Here is a 14,881-nt window from a genome sequence, read left to right on the forward strand (position 1 = left end):
TTCACCCCCAACGCCCGCAACCCCTGTTTATTAAACGTATGGGGGCCTCTTTTATATTTATACCCCCGCCCCCCCCCTCCCCGCGCCCCCCCCCCCCGGCCCCCCCCCCGCGCTCCCCGCGCCGCGTCCGGATCGCGCGTGGTCTGCGCCGGGCGCTGGCCGGTGAGCGGGGGCGGCTGACGGCCCTGTACGGCGCGCTGCTGCTCCTGGCGGGTGTGCTGCTGACGGGGCTGGTGTATCTGCTGGTGCAGCAGGGGCTGTCCGCGTCGATCAGCCTGGCCGTGACGAAGGCGGTGCCCGCCGGACGGCTGGACGAACTGGAACCGGCGCCGCCCGTCGGGACCGCGGCCCCGACGCCGAGCTGGTCGCCCGCGAGCCCGGTACCCACCGCACCGGCGAAGACCACGCCGCTGCCGTCCGGCAGGGCCGAGGCGTCCGCGGGCGACGCGCGTCTGGCCCTCAGCACGGTCAGCTCCGCGGTGGAGAGCGCCACGCTGAACCGGCTGCTGGCGGTCTCGCTGAGCGCCCTCGCCGGGTACGCGGTGGTCTCCGTCGCACTGGCCTGGTGGCTGGCGGGCCGGGTGCTCAGACCGGTCGCCGTGATCACCGAGACGGCCCGCAGGCTGTCCGGTGCGAACCTCCACGAACGGATCGCCTTGGCCGGCCCGCCCGGTGAGCTGAAGCGGCTCGCCGACACCTTCGACGGGATGCTGGAGCGGATGGAACACCTGGTCACGGCCCAGCAGCGGTTCGCCGCCAACGCCGCGCACGAACTGCGCACGCCGGTGGCCGTGCAGCGGGCCGCCGCCGAGATCGGCCTCGCGGGCGGGCCGGGACCGGAGCGGGTGGCGCGGATCCGCGAGAAGCTGATCGAGGTCGCCGACGACAGCGGCCGGATCATCGACGGGCTGTTGCTGCTGGCCGATTCCGACCAGGGGCTGCGGGAGCGCGAGCCGGTGGCCGTGCACGAGGTCGCCCGGACGGTGGCGGACCGGCGGGCGGACGAGGCGGCGGAGCGCGGGGTGTCCCTCACGGTGCGGGCGGAGCCGCTGACCGTCGCGGGCGACGCGGTGCTGCTGGACCGGCTGGTCGACAACCTGGTCGCCAACGCCGTACGCCACAACGTGCCCGGGGGCCGGATCGAGCTGTGTACGGGGCCGGGCACCGTCGAGGTGTCCAACACGGGCCCGGTGGTCCCCCACGACACGCTTCCGCTGCTCTTCGAGCCGTTCCGGCGGCTGACGGCACGGACCCACGGCCCGGGGGACGGGGCGGGCCTGGGCCTGTCCATCGTCGCGTCGATCGCCCGCGCGCATGACGCGACGGCGACGGCGGTCCCGAACGGGGAGGGCGGCGGTCTGACGGTCACGGTGTCCTTCCCGGACACCGCCACCGCGAGCGACACCGGCACCGCGACCGACACCGACACCGACACCGGCACCGCGACCCGACGGGGACGGGAACGGGAACGGGAACGGGGACGGGCCGAGGAGGACCCGGCGGAGGGAGGGCCTACGCTGACCCGGTGCGTATGAGCGGGGGAACGACGGCCGGGCCGACCGGGGAGGAACGGACCGGTGCGCGCGCGCCGGTCGAGGGGCCGGGGCCGGGCGGCGCCGTGGCCACGCGGCGGGCGCCGTGGTGGCGGGTGCCGCTGATCGCGACCGGGGCGCTCGTCCCGCTGTACGCCGTGTGGATCGTGGTCCTCGCGACCGGCGGGGGCGATCTGGCGGCGCAGTTCGCCTGGGCCGGGTTCATGTCCCGGCATCCGGGCTCCGCGTACAACCTGTCCTGGTACGGCGGCATGCACACCGCCAACTACAGCGTGCTGGCCCCTCCCCTGATGGCGTTCCTCGGCGTCAGGACGGTCTCCGTGCTGGCGGGGCTCGCCGGAAGCTGGGTGCTGGCGCTGCTGTTCGTGCGTACGGGGGTACGGCGGCCCCTCTGGCCCGCGCTGCTCGGCTCCTTCGCCCTCTGGTGCAATGTGGCCTCCGGGCGGACGACGTTCGCCCTGGGCACCGCCCTCGGGCTGGTGGCCGTGGCGGCCGTGCTCCGGCGCCGTACCGGCGGCGCCGCGCTCGCCTGGCTGTTCGCCGCGCTCGCCACCCTGGCCAGTCCGGTCGCCGGGCTCTTCCTCGTCGTGGTGGGCGCGGCGTATCTGCTGGACCGGCGGTGGGCGAGGGGGGCCGCGCTGACCGTCCCGCCGTTCCTGGTCGTCGCGACGACCACGCTGCTCTTCCCCTTCGAGGGCGAACAGCCCATGGCACCCGGCAAGCTGTGGATGCCGCTGGTGACCTGCGCGGCGCTCTGCCTGGCCGCGCCGCGGAGCTGGCGCGTGGTGCGGTACGGGGCGTTCGTGTACGCGGCCGGGGTCGTCCTGACGTTCTCCGTCGCCTCGCCGATCGGCACGAACGTGGAGCGCCTGGTGGGTCTGGCGGGCCCGCCCGTGCTGCTGGCCGCGCTGCTGACCCGCGGCCTCGGCCCGCTCCGTACCCCCGCGCGCTCGGGCAGGGCCGCCGTCCTTCCGCTCGTCCTTCTGGTGACCGTCTGCGTCAACACCTACTGGCTGCTCGACAAGACGGACGACGACCTCGTCGTGTCCACCACCGTGCCCGCCTGGGCCACCCGCACCGAGGGCGTGACCGACGCGCTGGAGCGGCTCGGCGCCGACCGTACCCGTGTCGAGGTCGTCCCCGCCCGCAACCACCGCGAGGCCGATGTCCTCGCCCCGCACCTCAACATGGCGCGCGGCTGGAACCGGCAGCTCGACGTCGAGCGCGGAAGGCTCTTCTACGACGGCCCCCGGGGCGCCGCCGTCCTCGACCCGGCCGCGTACCGCGCCTGGCTGGACCGCTGGGCGGTCGGCCTGGTGGCGCTGCCGCACGGCCGCCCCGACGGCCCCGCCACCGCCGAGGCCGCGCTCGTCGCGAGCGCCCCGGAGTGGCTGACCCCGGTGTGGCGGGACGCCCACTGGACGGTCTACCGCGTACAGGACGCCGTGCCCCTGGTCCCGGCACCCGCCACCGTCGTACGCAGCGACGCGGCCTCCCTGGTCGTCCGGACGCGGGCGGCGGGCTCGGTGACGGTACGGATCGCCTACTCGCCCTGGCTGAGGGCGTCCGGCGCCTGTGTCACACGCGCCGGTGAGTGGACCCGCCTGACGGTCCCGGCGGCGGGCGACTACCGGCTGGACTCGGCGTACCGGCTGCCGTGGACGGGAACCGCCGACTGCCCGGCGACCGGCTGACGCGCGGACGTACCGACGTACCGACGTACCGACGTACGGGGCTCCGTCCCCGGAATCGGTCACGGGAACGGCCGCCGGAGGGCGCTGAGCGGTTCTACAGCTTGGTCTGGAAGACGCCGGCGGGGCGCTCGCGCCGGTAGCCGAGCGCTTCGTTCACGGCCAGCATGGGCCGGTTGTCGTCGGCGACGGTCGTGCTGATCTCCCGTATGCCGGGCCGCAGTTCGTGGAGCCGCTCCAGATGGTGGCGCTTGACGGCGCGGCCCAGTCCGCGGCCCCGGTGGGACGGGACGACGAGGGTGTCGTACTGGACCGCGCGGATGTCCGTGGGCGCGGCCAGGGCGACCTCGGTGTACGCGACGACCGCGTCACCGTCCGTCGTGTCCAGCACCGCCGAGGTGAACAGGGTGCCGCCGCGCTCCTCGACCAGCCGGGCGGCGGCCCGGATCCGGCCGGTGTCCCAGCAGGGGGTCCGCTCGTCGAGCCGGCCCCGCTGGACGTCGCCCAGCGGCTCGTGGGCGCGGGCGAACGCCTCCGCCAGGCGGTCGGGGACGACGCCGCGCCAGTCGGTGAAGCGCAGCCCGTCGGGGAGGGCGGGCCGGTCCGGGAGCGGTATGCCCTCCAGGACCTGGCGGACCCGCTGCACGTACCGGCCGACCGGCAGGACATTGGTGAAGCCGAGGCTGTCGACGAACGCCTCGCCCGCGCCGCCGAGTTCGAGGACGGTGGAGACGGACGACCGCCCGTCCGCGACGAGTTCGGCGCGTATCGCGGCCCAGAGGGTGGCCCCGACGCCGTGCCGCCGGGCGTCGGGGCGGACCATCAGGGTGTCGAGGAAGGCCGTGTGGCGGTTGTTCTCCTCGCTGAACAGGACCAGGGAGGCGACGCCCTCGTACGCCCCCGCGGAGTCCACCGCCGCGAGGTGCACGGTCCGCGCGCCCACCGGGGGCACGCGCAGCTTTCCCTCGGTCTCGACCCGGCTGCGCTCGGGGGTCGAGGCGGGCAGATCACGGGCGTGCGCCGCGGCGACGACCCCGTACCAGGATTCAGTCTCGGCATCCGAGGGCGGACTTCCCAGAGTGATCAGCATGGACCGAACCTACGCGTGCGAGAGGGGCGACGCCCCCGGGTTACGAGGACATCCGGGCGGACGGACGAGCCAGGGTGGGCGCTCGCGCCCCGGGAGCCACACGGACTCTCCGGAGTCACAAGCGCCCCTTACGACACTGTCGGCACTGCTGTACGGCACGGGCCTGAGGCATGGACGCACGGCATAGTCGCTCGCTTCCACGGCATGGACGCGTGCCTCAACCGCTTTTCCCTGACACGGTTTTACTTCAGGAAGCGTCGCTTCGGAAGGCGTCGCCGCAGATGCGGCGGAAAGCGTCGCGTCAGGCCGCCGCGTTCTCGGTGACCGTCACCCGGCCCTTGCGAATCGTGGCGAGTCGTGGGGCGCGACGGGCGATCGAGCTGTCGTGCGTGACCATGACGAAGGTCAGCCCGTGCTCCCTCCAGAGCCCTTCCAGCAGCTCCATGATCTCGTCGCGCATCGACTCGTCCAGGTTCCCGGTGGGTTCGTCGGCGAGCAGCACCTTCGGCCGCTTCACGAGCGCGCGGGCGATGGCGACACGCTGCTGCTGACCTCCGGAGAGTTCGCTCGGCACATGCCCGAGGCGTTCCCCGAGCCCGACGGACTCCAGCGCCTGCGCGGCCTGTTCGCGCCGGGCGGCGCCCTTCACCCCGAGGGGGACGAGGGCGGTCTCGACGTTCTCCTGGGCGGTGAGCGTCGGGATCAGGTTGAAGCTCTGGAAGACGAAGCCGATGGACTCCGCCCGTACCTTGGTGAGCCGGGATTCGGACAGTCCGGCCAGATCCACCCCGTCGAATTCCACGCTTCCCTCGGTCGGCCGGTCGAGACCGCCGAGCATCTGGAGGAGGGTGGACTTGCCGCCGCCGGTGGGGCCCTGGATGACGAGCCGGCCGCCGTCCTCGATGGTCAGATCGACGCCGGCGAGCGCGTCGACGGTCTGCTTGCCGCGCGCGTAGCGCTTGGTGACGCCTCTGAGCTGGTACACGGTTCAACTCCTGCTGTACGGAAGGGTGGTACGGCCTGCGGTACGGACCGGGGGACGGGCGGTCCCGGCGTCCTCACTCGACCCGGCGCAGCGCGTCCGCGGGCCGCAGGCGGGAGGCGCGCCAGCCGCCGAAGCCGCCCGCGATCAGACCGCCCGCGACGGCGAGCGCCACGGCCAGGCCGATGGTGGAGACGGAGACGGGCGCGGTCAGCGCGATGTCGAGCGCCTTGGACGCGGCCTGCCGGCCCGGTCCGCCGCCGGCTCCCATCGGGCCGCCGCCGAAGCCACCGCCCCCGCCGCCTCCGCCTCCGGTGGAGCCGAGCTGCGCGGTGAGGGTGGGGCTGATGGCGGTGACCAGATAGGCGCCGCCGAGGCCCAGCGCGATGCCCAGCACCCCGCCCAGCAACCCGTTGACCAGCGCCTCGCCGACGACCTGCCGGGTGACCCGGCCGCTCTTCCAGCCGAGCGCCTTCAGCGTGCCGAACTCCCGTACCCGGCGGCTGACGGCCGAGGAGGTGAGCAGTCCGGCGACCAGGAAGGCGGCGATCAGGACGGCGACGGAGAGCCACTTGCCGACGGTGGTGGCGAGGTCGGAGGCGGTGGAGAGGGAGCCGGAGACCGTGTCGGCCAGATCGGCGGAGGTGGTGACGGTCGTGCCCGGGATGTTCTTCTGGACGGCGGACTTGACGCTGTCGATCTGCTGGGAGTCGGCGGCCTTGACGTAGACCGTGGTGACCTTGTCCTTGGAGTCGGCCAGGGTCTGGGCCTTCTTCAGCGGGATGTAGAGATTGGCGGCGGAGTCGCCGCTGTCGGCGGTCGCGATGCCGACGACGGTGAACTTCGTACCGGAGATGGTGACGGTCCCGCCGACCGCGAGGCTCTTCTCCGTGGCGTACGCGCTGTCGGCGACGGCGACCGCGGCGTCCGTCTCGGTGCTCTTGAAGGTGCGGCCCTCGGTGATCCTGGAGGACGTGAGCGGGCCGAGCGCGGGCGAGGTGACGTCCGTACCGTAGACGGAGTACGAGTCGACGTCGAACGCCGCGCCGCCGCCCCGGACTTCACCGCCGGAGCCGCCGGAGCCGCCCGCCCCGCCCTGACCGCCGCCCTGCCCGGAGCCGCCGCCGGGGCCGCCGCCGGGGCCGCCGGTGGAGCCGCCCTCCTGGGGGGTGAACTCGCCGCGCCTGAACTCCCCGTTCACCTTGAGGACGTTGAGGCTGAGCCCGCCCACGGCCTCGGCGACGCCGCTCTGTTCACCGACCTTCGTCACGGTGGAGGAGGCCAGGGTCTGGAAGCCCTGGACCATCACCCGGTCGCTGCTCTGCTCGGCGTCGGCGTCCGAGTCGTCGCTGCCGCTCGCGTCGAACTCGAAGCGGCGGCGGCTGGTGTCCCCCTCCCCGGGCGGGGTGGCGGCCTTGGTGACCGTCATGTCCGTACCGAGGCCGTACAGCGACTGGAGGACCTTGTCCTGGGCCTGGCCCATACCGGCGGAGACGGAGCTGACGACGATCACCAGTGCGATGCCCAGGGCGAGCCCCGAGGCGACGACGAGCGCCGCCTTTCTGCGACGGCGCAACTCGCGCCTGAGGTAGGTGAAGAACATGGGCGTGAAGCTAGAGGCCCGTTGTGATGGCCGGATAAGGCGAGGGTGAGAGCGGGATGAGAACGCGTACGGCGGCGGCCCCGGGGGGGTGCCGCCCCCCGAAGGGGAACAGGCTCAGCGGGGTGGAGCGGGTGGGCGCGCGTCGGGCAGGGCGGCGCCCGGGGGGATCAGGCTTCCGAACCGGCCTGCCACTCGGACCAGCTCATGTTCCAGCCGTTGAGGCCGTTGTCCGGCTTGATGGTCTTGTCGTTCGAGTTCTTGACGACGACCACGTCACCGATGAGCGAGTTGTTGTAGAACCACGCGGCGGGCTGGTTGGCGTCGCCCGCGCCCTTCACGTCCGCGAGACCGACACAGCCGTGGCTGGTGTTGACGCTGCCGAAGATCGAGCGGGCGCCCCAGTAGTTGCCGTGGATGAAGGTGCCCGAGGTGGACAGCCGCATGGCGTGCGGGACGTCCTTGATGTCGTACTCGCCCTTGCCGTCGTCGTCCGTGAAGCCGACCGTCGCACCGTTCATACGGGTCTCCTTGAACTTCTCGGAGATCACCATCTGACCGTTGTACGTCGTGTTGTCGGGGGAGCCGGCGGAGATCGGGATGGTCTTGACCGTCTGGCCGTCACGCGTGATGGTCATCATCTTCGTCTTGGCGTCGACGGTGCTGACCTGGTTGCGGCCGACCTTGAAGGTGATCGTCTTCTGCTGGACGCCGGTGACGCCCGGGGCGCCCTCAACGCCGTCCAGCGCGAGCTTGAGGGTGACCGTCGAGCCGCCCTTCCAGTAGTCCTCGGGGCGGAAGTCGAGGCGCGTCTGGCTGAACCAGTGGCCGACGACCTCCTGGCCGCTGCTGGACGTGACCGTGATCGCGTCCCGGACTGCCTTCTTGTCGGAGATCGACTTGTCGAAGTTGATCGAGACCGGCATACCGACGCCGACGGTCGAGCCGTCCTCCGGCGTGAAGTTCCCGATGAAGCTGTTGCTGGGCGAGACGGTGGTGAAGGAGGTGTTCTCGTGGGCCTGGCGGCCCTTCCCGTCCTTCGCCGTCGCGGCGATCTTGTAGGCGGTGGAGCGGTCGAGCTGCGCGTCCGGCTTCCAGCTCTTGGCATCGGCGGCCAGCGTGCCCTTGACGGCGGTGCCGTCGGCGGTCGTCATCTTGACGTCCGTGAGATCACCCTTGGTGACGGTAACCTTCGCGTCGTTGTTGATACCGACATTCGTCGCGCCGTTCTTCGGCGCGATGACTATCTGGGCCTCGGAGGTCTCCTTGGCAGCGGCTTCGTCGGCCTGAGCCTGTGAGGAGGAGCTCTCCGAACTCCCGGCGCCGCTCTTCGACCCGCCGTCGTCGCTGCACGCCGAGAGCACCATCACGCCGCCGAGCACCGCGGACGCGGCCATGAGGGCCTTGCGCCGCTTGCTGTCCGTCATCACACGCTTCTCCATCATCGCCGCTTACCCTGCCGATAACTCTTAAGAACGGGTGTATCGGTTCGTCCGGTTCCGCATCAGTCGGCAGTGTGGTGAAGACCACTCACGCACACAGGTCGCGACCGGGAAGCAGGCCGGCCCCGGTCCGCCGACTGCTACGGACCGAGGCTTACCAGGGTGGCACGCTCGCGCGCTAGCGCCGACCAGCGGTCACCCCTCCACCGCCGACGACACCTCCGATCACGCCTCCGACCTCGCCGGACGCCTCACCGTCCGGATCGTCGCCGTCCTCGCCGTCCTCGTCGATCTCGTGGAGGTCCCATTCCACGGAGTCCGGGTCGTAGTCGATCAGCTCGCTGGTCCACGACGCCTGGGCGAGACCGATCCCGGGGACGTCCTTGATCAGGTCGTGGGGCTCCACGAGGTACGCCAGGGCCTCGGCCTCGTCCCCCCGTACCACCGCTCTGGCCTGCGCCCGCTCGTCGTCGGGTACGGAGGCGTCGGCGTCGATCCGGGCGAGGGCGGCGGTCCCCAGGCGCTCGGGGTCCTCGACCTCCACCACCAATTCGACCGTTACCCGTACATACCGTGATGTTTCTGAAGTGGTCATACGACGGAGCGTACGGCGCCGGGACCCGATACCGGCCGTACGGCACCGGCGAGCCTGGTGGCGACGGAACGGGCTGCGTGTCAGGGCGGTCGAGAAGTTGGCTAGCATCTCCCCCACTCACCCAATTCGGCGTTGCCACAAGGGGGATCCATCACGTGTCCGTCGCCCGGCGACCGTTGCTGACGGCTACCGCAGCCGGCACCCTGCTCTGCGCTCTCTGGTTCGTTCCGTCCGCGAACGCCACCGGAGACCAGGGCGCCGCACCGGCGCAGCGCTCAGCGCCGTCCGCCCAGAGCCTCACCGTCGACGGGGCCGAGATCTCCGAGGTCACGGACGCCGCCGACACCACCGACAGCTCCGTGGCACCGGCCGAGGAGGCCCCGGCAGGTGCGGACTCGGACGGGGACGCGGGCGGGGACGCGGGCGCCCCGAGACTCGCGGACACCGGCGGCGTGGACACGACGCCCTATGTCGTCGGCGGGAGCCTGTCGCTCGCCGTCGGCGTGGGCTTCGTCGCGTACTCGGTCCGCAGAAGCGTCCGCGCGTTCTGAGCGCCGCGTTCCGGCCGCCCGGCCGCTCAGGCGAGCGGCCCCGTGACCGGCTCCACCGCCGCGATCAGCAGCCCCTCCCGTACGAAGGCGTCCGCCCCCGCCAGATCCGGGGAGAGGAAGCGGTCGGGCCCCGGCCCCGCCACCCCGGCCCCCCGCAGCGCCTCGATCACCGCGCGTGAGGCGGGCGCGGGCGTCAGGCCCGCGCGCAGCTCGATGGCGCGGGTCGCCGCGTACAGCTCGACGGCGATGATCCGGGTCAGGTTGTCGACGGCGGTACGGAGCTTGCGCGCGGCCGACCAGCCCATCGAGACATGGTCCTCCTGCATCGCGGAGGACGGGATCGAGTCGACCGAGGCGGGCACCGCGAGCCGCTTCATCTCGCTGACCAGCGCGGCCTGCGTGTACTGGGCGATCATCAGCCCCGAGTCGACCCCGGGGTCGTCCGCGAGGAAGGCCGGCAGCCCGTGGGAGCGGTTCTTGTCGAGGAGCCGGTCGGTGCGGCGCTCCGCGATCGAGCCGAGGTCGGCGGCGACGATCGCGAGGAAGTCCAGGACGTAGGCGACGGGCGCGCCGTGGAAGTTGCCGTTGGACTCCACGCGCCCGTCGGGCAGCACGACCGGGTTGTCCACGGCGGAGGCCAGCTCCCGGTCGGCGACGAGCCGGGCGTACGCGAGCGTGTCCCGGCCCGCCCCGGCGACCTGCGGGGCGCAGCGCACGGAGTAGGCGTCCTGGACGCGCGGGGCGGCGTCCTCCTGGAAGTGCCCGGTCAGTCCGGAGCCGGCGAGCACCCGCAGCATGTTGTCGGCGCTGGCGCCCTGGCCGGGGTGGGGCCGGATGGCGTGCAGTTCGGGGGCGAGCACCTTCTCCGTGCCGAGCAGCGCCTCCAGGCTGAGGGCGGCGGTGATGTCGGCGCTGGTGTAGAGGCGGTGCAGGTCGGCGAGGGCCATGACCAGCATGCCGAGCATGCCGTCCGTGCCGTTGAGCAGCGCCAGGCCCTCCTTCTCGCGCAGCTCGACCGGCGCGATGCCGTGGGCGGCGAGGAGTTCCCCGGCGGGCCGTACGGCGCCGTCGGGGCCCTCGGCGTCACCCTCGCCCATCAGCGCGAGCGCGCAGTGCGAGAGCGGCGCGAGGTCGCCGGAGCAGCCGAGGGAGCCGTACTCGTGGACGACGGGGGTGATCCCCGCGTTGAGCAGGTCGGCCATGGTCCGCGCGACCTCGGGGCGTACGCCGGTGTGCCCGGAGGCGACCGTCTTGAGCCGGAGGAACATCAGCGCGCGCACGACGTCCCGCTCGACGCGCGGCCCCATCCCGGCGGCGTGCGACCGCACGATGTTCCGCTGGAGCCGCCCCCGCAGCTCGGGCCCGATGTGCCGGGTGGCGAGCGCCCCGAACCCGGTGGAGACCCCGTACACGGGCTCGGGCTTGGCGGCCAGCGCGTCCACGATCTCCCTGGCCGCGGCGAGCGCGGCCAGGGCCTCGGCGGACAGTTCGACGCGGGCACGGCCGCGCGCCACGGCGATGACGTCCTCGGCGGTCGTCCCTGACGTCCCCACCACGACAGTATGCATATCCATATTCAGGAGCGTACGTACTGAATCCTGACCTGTCACGAGGCTGGCCTGCCGCAGAAGGCGGAAGCGGGAACGGCGTCCGGCAGCCAGTAGGGTGCGCGGGATGAACAGTGCTTCCCGTCTCCCGCGCACCTTCCGCCTGATCGTCACGGGAGGAGGAACCGGTGGACACACCTACCCTGCCCTCACCGCGATCCGCGCCTTGCAGAGCAGGCTCGCGGCCGAGGGCGGGACGCTCGACGTGCTGTGGATCGGTACGGCGGACGGACTGGAGGCGCGGGTCGCCCCTGCGGAGGGCATCGCGTTCACCACGGTCGCCACAGGCAAGATCCGCCGGTCCGGCAACCCGCTCAAGATGGTGAGCCCGGCCAACGTGCGGGACATGGCTCGGGTGCCGCTCGGCGTGGCGCAGGCCCGGAAGATCGTGGCCGACTTCAAACCGGACGTCATTCTCGCCACCGGAGGGTACGTCGCCGTCCCCGCCGGACTGGCCGCACGGATGTGCCGCCGACCGCTGGTCCTCCACGAGCAGACCGTGCGCCTGGGGCTCGCCAACCGGAAGTTGGCCGGCTCCGCGACCAGGATCGCGGTGTCGTCGGAGTCGTCGCTGCCGCTGCTGCCGGATTCGGTGCGCGACGCCGCCGTCGTCACCGGCAACCCGATCCGCCCCGAGGTGCTGACCGGACACGCGGACAAGGCGGTCGAGGCGCTGGAGCTGCGCGGTTTCGACCGGCGCCTCCCGACCGTGTACGTCACCGGCGGTGCCCAGGGCGCCCAGCAGATCAACGAGGTGATCCGGGACGTTCTGCCGTGGCTGGTGAGCCATGCGAACGTGATCCACCAGTGCGGGCCGGCCCATGTCGAGACCCTGCGGCGGCACGCGGCTTCTCTGTCCCCGGAGTCGGCGGGCCGGTACTACCTCACCGGGTTCGTCGGCCCGGAACTCCCTGATGTCCTGGCCCTGGCGGATGTCGTGGTCTCCCGAAGCGGTGCGGGCACGCTTGCCGAGCTCACCGCACTCGGAAAACCCGCCGTTTTCATCCCCCTCGCCTCCTCGGCCGGGAACGAGCAGGCCCACAACGCCCGCCATCTGGAAGACGCCGGCGCCGCCGTGGCCCTGCTCGGTGAGATCACCACGGCAAACCTGCGCGCTGCCCTGGGGCCCCTCCTCACCGAACCCGCCCGACGGGTCACGATGGGAGAGCGCTCCCGGGCCCAAGGAAGGCCGGACGCGGCGGACAGGCTCGTGGACGTGATCCTTTCCGCCGCGTCCGGCTGACCGGTACGAGGTTCTACGGGAGGAACCGGGCGGCGCCGTCCTCGATGAGTGTGACGACGGCGACGGGCCGCGGACGTTCGCGGCGCTGCGCCGGGTGGAGGCGGAGGCGTCGCAGGAGGTACGGCGGCCCGCGCTGCGAGCGCTGACGTCGGATCTGCTGTACGGCCCCACCCGAGTGCGTGGACTGCGGGAGTTCGCCGTACGTACCGGGGCGTTGGCCGTCTGAGCGGTACGCGAGCTGCGGGGCACGAACACACGGCGACGGAGGTTGCACCACGGGTGTTCGGCCGGGGCGGCCTCGGTACGCCCGGACGGACGGGCCCCAACTGCGGCGGCTCCCAGCCGCAGGGGGGCCGTAGCCGTCACGGTGACGGAGGCGCGTCCCGGAAGCGGCGGCGGTCACGGGCCGGGGGCGGCTGTGTGTCGGCCAGGCGGATCACCGTGCCGTCGCGGCCCGCCACCACCGGGCCCGCCGCCCGTACCGCCTTCGCCCGGTACTGGGCCGCGTCCGCCAGCCGGAAGAGCCGGCGGCCCGAGGTCACCTCGCCGATCGGGTCGCCCGTCGAGGCGATCCCGCACGCGACGCCCTCGCCCAGTTCCAGTTCGCCCGCCCGCGCGCAGAGTTCGGCGGCGACCGCGATCACCTCGTCCGCGCTCGGGCCCACCGCGAGCAGGCAGAACTCGTCCCCGCCCAGCCGCGCCGACAGCGCGCCGGGGAGCCGTGCGCCGCAGACGGAGAGGAGCGAGGCGAACCGTTCCAGCAGACGGTCTCCGAGTGCGTGGCCGAGCGTGTCGTTGACCTGTTTCAGGCCGTTGAGATCGCAGACGACGAGGCTGACGACGGCCCCGTCGTTCCGGTACGAGCCGATCGCCTCGTCGAGCCGGGCGTCGACCGCGCGGCGGTTCGCCAGCCCCGTCAGCGGATCGGTGAAGGCGAGGCGGCGCACCTCTTCGAGCCGTTCCGTCTGGGCCAGCCCCGCCGCGACCACGGAGGCGATGACCGTCGCGAAGTCGGCGTCGTCCGCGTCGAAGAGCGGCGCGCCCAGCGGTCTGGCCACGTACAGCTCGCCCCACGCGCGGCCGTGCAGCACGATCGGGGCGACGACGCAGCATCCCCGGCCGCGCCGGCGCAGCGCCGCGACGCGCTGGTGGCAGTAGCCGGGCGGCCCGGCCGCCGGGGCGCCCGCGTCCGCGTCCACGGATCCGGCCGCCGTCTCGACCCAGGCGTTGGGCCCGCCGCCGCCCGCCCAGCGCTCGTGCAGGAACTCCGCGATCTCGGGGAACTGGTGCACGGGGTACGACTCGTCCTCGGGGAACTCCGCCTCCCCCTCGGCCCGGTCCCCCGCGTTCACGAGCACCTTGAGCCGGCCGAGGTCCCGCTCCCACACGGAGAGCGCCGCGAAGCCCCCCGCGAGCGCCGCGCAGGCGCCCTGGGCCGCCGCCCGCCAGGACTCCCGCGCCGTCGGGGCCGCGGCCATCGCCTGGGACAGTGCCACCATGGCGCGCAGTCGCCCATCCACTCCCATCACCCCACCTTAGGGCGGATTGGGATGGTTTGATCAACTGGAGCGACGCCCGGTCATACCGCGTCAGGCACCGCGCCCGCCGTCAGGCGCCGGGCCACTGCGGCTTGCGCTTCTCGTTGAAGGCCGCGACCCCCTCCGCCCGGTCCCCGGAGAAGGCGACCGACCGCCAGGCGGCGTCCTCGACCTCCAGACCGGCCCGCAGGTCGAGCCCGTGACCGAGGCGCAGGGCGCGCTTCGCCGCCCGTACGCCGACGGGCGAGTTCGCGGCGACGCGGTCCGCCAGGGCCAGCGCCTCGTCCCGGTCGGCACCCTCGTCCACCAGCAGGTCCACCAGGCCCAGCCCCGCCGCCTCGGCCGCCGCCACCCGCCGCGCGGTGAAGATCAGCTCGGCGGCGCGCGCGGCCCCGACCCGCCGGGGCAGGAGCTGCGTACCGCCGCCGCCGGGGATCACCCCGACCGACACCTCGGGCAGCCCCACGACCGCCGACGGGTCGGCGACGATCAGATCGCAGGCGAGCGCCAGCTCGAACCCGCCGCCCAGCGCGAAGCCGTGCACGGCGGCGACCGTCGGCATCGGCAGCTCCAGCACGCCGGTGTACGCGGCGCGCGCGGTGGGCCGGGTCCGCAGCAGCTCGGCGTCGCTGAGCGCGTTCCGCTCCTTGAGGTCCGCGCCGACACAGAAGGCGCGCGGATGCGTGGAGGTCAGCACGGTGGCCCGTACGTCCTGGTCGGCGGCGAGCGAGGCGCACGCGGCGGCCAGCGAGCGGGCCAGCTCGATGGAGACCGCGTTCATCGCCTTGGGCCGGTCGAGCACCAGCTCGGCGACGTGTCCGCCCACCCCGCGCCGCCGTACGGCGACGAACTCCCCGAACCTCTGCTCGTCCTCGGCCATCACAGCAACCTCCCGGTTAACGACGGTTCACCGGGAGCGATCCTAGGGCCTTGGTCCGGCGGGAGGTCCAGGGCCGGTCGTCCGGATCAGGCCGACCCGGCACGATCCG

General features: G+C 73.0%; 12 protein-coding genes. 4 read left to right on the forward strand and 8 right to left on the reverse strand.

Translation table 11 applies throughout. The annotated features are described in order from the left end of the window. The first annotated feature begins 155 nt into the window (after positions 1–155). Together ACFXPK_RS01070 and ACFXPK_RS01075 are read left to right on the forward strand one after the other, a co-directional pair. Positions 156–1,535: a sensor histidine kinase gene (locus ACFXPK_RS01070; protein WP_385070249.1), complete on the forward strand. Its 1,380-nt coding sequence runs from the start codon at positions 156–158 to the stop codon at positions 1,533–1,535. A gap of 113 nt (positions 1,536–1,648) precedes the next feature. After that, the gene (locus ACFXPK_RS01075) at positions 1,649–3,247 is read left to right on the forward strand and encodes a hypothetical protein (protein WP_384998142.1); all 1,599 of its coding nucleotides are present in this window, start codon (positions 1,649–1,651) and stop codon (positions 3,245–3,247) included. 94 nt (positions 3,248–3,341) lie between these two features. Here ACFXPK_RS01075 and ACFXPK_RS01080 read toward each other — a convergent pair whose 3' ends face one another. The 5 genes from ACFXPK_RS01080 to ACFXPK_RS01100 all read right to left on the reverse strand — a co-directional run bounded on the left by ACFXPK_RS01080 (position 3,342) and on the right by ACFXPK_RS01100 (position 8,953). Then, a complete protein-coding gene (locus tag ACFXPK_RS01080) occupies positions 3,342–4,334 on the reverse strand; it encodes a GNAT family N-acetyltransferase (protein ID WP_384998101.1) in 993 nt (330 codons plus the stop codon). Positions 4,335–4,635: 301 nt separating this feature from the next. Beyond that, positions 4,636–5,319 carry an ABC transporter ATP-binding protein gene (locus ACFXPK_RS01085; protein WP_384998104.1) on the reverse strand — a complete coding sequence of 228 codons (684 nt, stop codon included), beginning with the start codon at positions 5,317–5,319 and terminating at the stop codon, positions 4,636–4,638. Positions 5,320–5,392: 73 nt separating this feature from the next. Continuing rightward, the gene (locus tag ACFXPK_RS01090) at positions 5,393–6,919 is read right to left on the reverse strand and encodes an ABC transporter permease (RefSeq protein ID WP_385070205.1); all 1,527 of its coding nucleotides are present in this window, start codon (positions 6,917–6,919) and stop codon (positions 5,393–5,395) included. A gap of 167 nt (positions 6,920–7,086) precedes the next feature. After that, entirely contained in the window at positions 7,087–8,358 is a 1,272-nt protein-coding gene (locus ACFXPK_RS01095) for an Ig-like domain-containing protein (protein WP_384998145.1), read from the reverse strand. A gap of 178 nt (positions 8,359–8,536) precedes the next feature. Beyond that, entirely contained in the window at positions 8,537–8,953 is a 417-nt protein-coding gene (locus tag ACFXPK_RS01100) for a hypothetical protein (RefSeq protein WP_384998110.1), read from the reverse strand. Between the two features lie 155 nt (positions 8,954–9,108). Here ACFXPK_RS01100 and ACFXPK_RS01105 point away from each other — a divergent pair, with 155 nt between their 5' ends. Further along, positions 9,109–9,504: a hypothetical protein gene (locus ACFXPK_RS01105; RefSeq protein ID WP_385070208.1), complete on the forward strand. Its 396-nt coding sequence runs from the start codon at positions 9,109–9,111 to the stop codon at positions 9,502–9,504. 26 nt (positions 9,505–9,530) lie between these two features. Here ACFXPK_RS01105 and hutH read toward each other — a convergent pair whose 3' ends face one another. Beyond that, positions 9,531–11,072 carry a histidine ammonia-lyase gene (gene hutH / locus ACFXPK_RS01110; protein WP_384998148.1) on the reverse strand — a complete coding sequence of 514 codons (1,542 nt, stop codon included), beginning with the start codon at positions 11,070–11,072 and terminating at the stop codon, positions 9,531–9,533. 106 nt (positions 11,073–11,178) lie between these two features. Between hutH and ACFXPK_RS01115 the strand changes: the two genes are divergently transcribed. After that, the gene (locus ACFXPK_RS01115; protein WP_385070211.1) at positions 11,179–12,354 is read left to right on the forward strand and encodes a glycosyltransferase; all 1,176 of its coding nucleotides are present in this window, start codon (positions 11,179–11,181) and stop codon (positions 12,352–12,354) included. Between the two features lie 362 nt (positions 12,355–12,716). On the opposite strand, the gene ACFXPK_RS01120 is transcribed toward ACFXPK_RS01115, so the two are convergent. Both ACFXPK_RS01120 and ACFXPK_RS01125 read right to left on the reverse strand, forming a co-directional pair. Next, on the reverse strand, positions 12,717–13,883 hold the full coding sequence (locus ACFXPK_RS01120) for a diguanylate cyclase domain-containing protein (protein WP_385070215.1): 1,167 nt from the start codon (positions 13,881–13,883) through the stop codon (positions 12,717–12,719). Between the two features lie 79 nt (positions 13,884–13,962). After that, complete coding sequence (locus ACFXPK_RS01125; protein WP_385070218.1) at positions 13,963–14,772, reverse strand: enoyl-CoA hydratase/isomerase family protein; 810 nt, start codon at positions 14,770–14,772, stop codon at positions 13,963–13,965. Positions 14,773–14,881: the final 109 nt, after the last annotated feature.

Source organism: Streptomyces sp. NPDC059142 (assembly GCF_042755665.1).
In the GTDB taxonomy this organism is placed as follows: domain Bacteria; phylum Actinomycetota; class Actinomycetes; order Streptomycetales; family Streptomycetaceae; genus Streptomyces.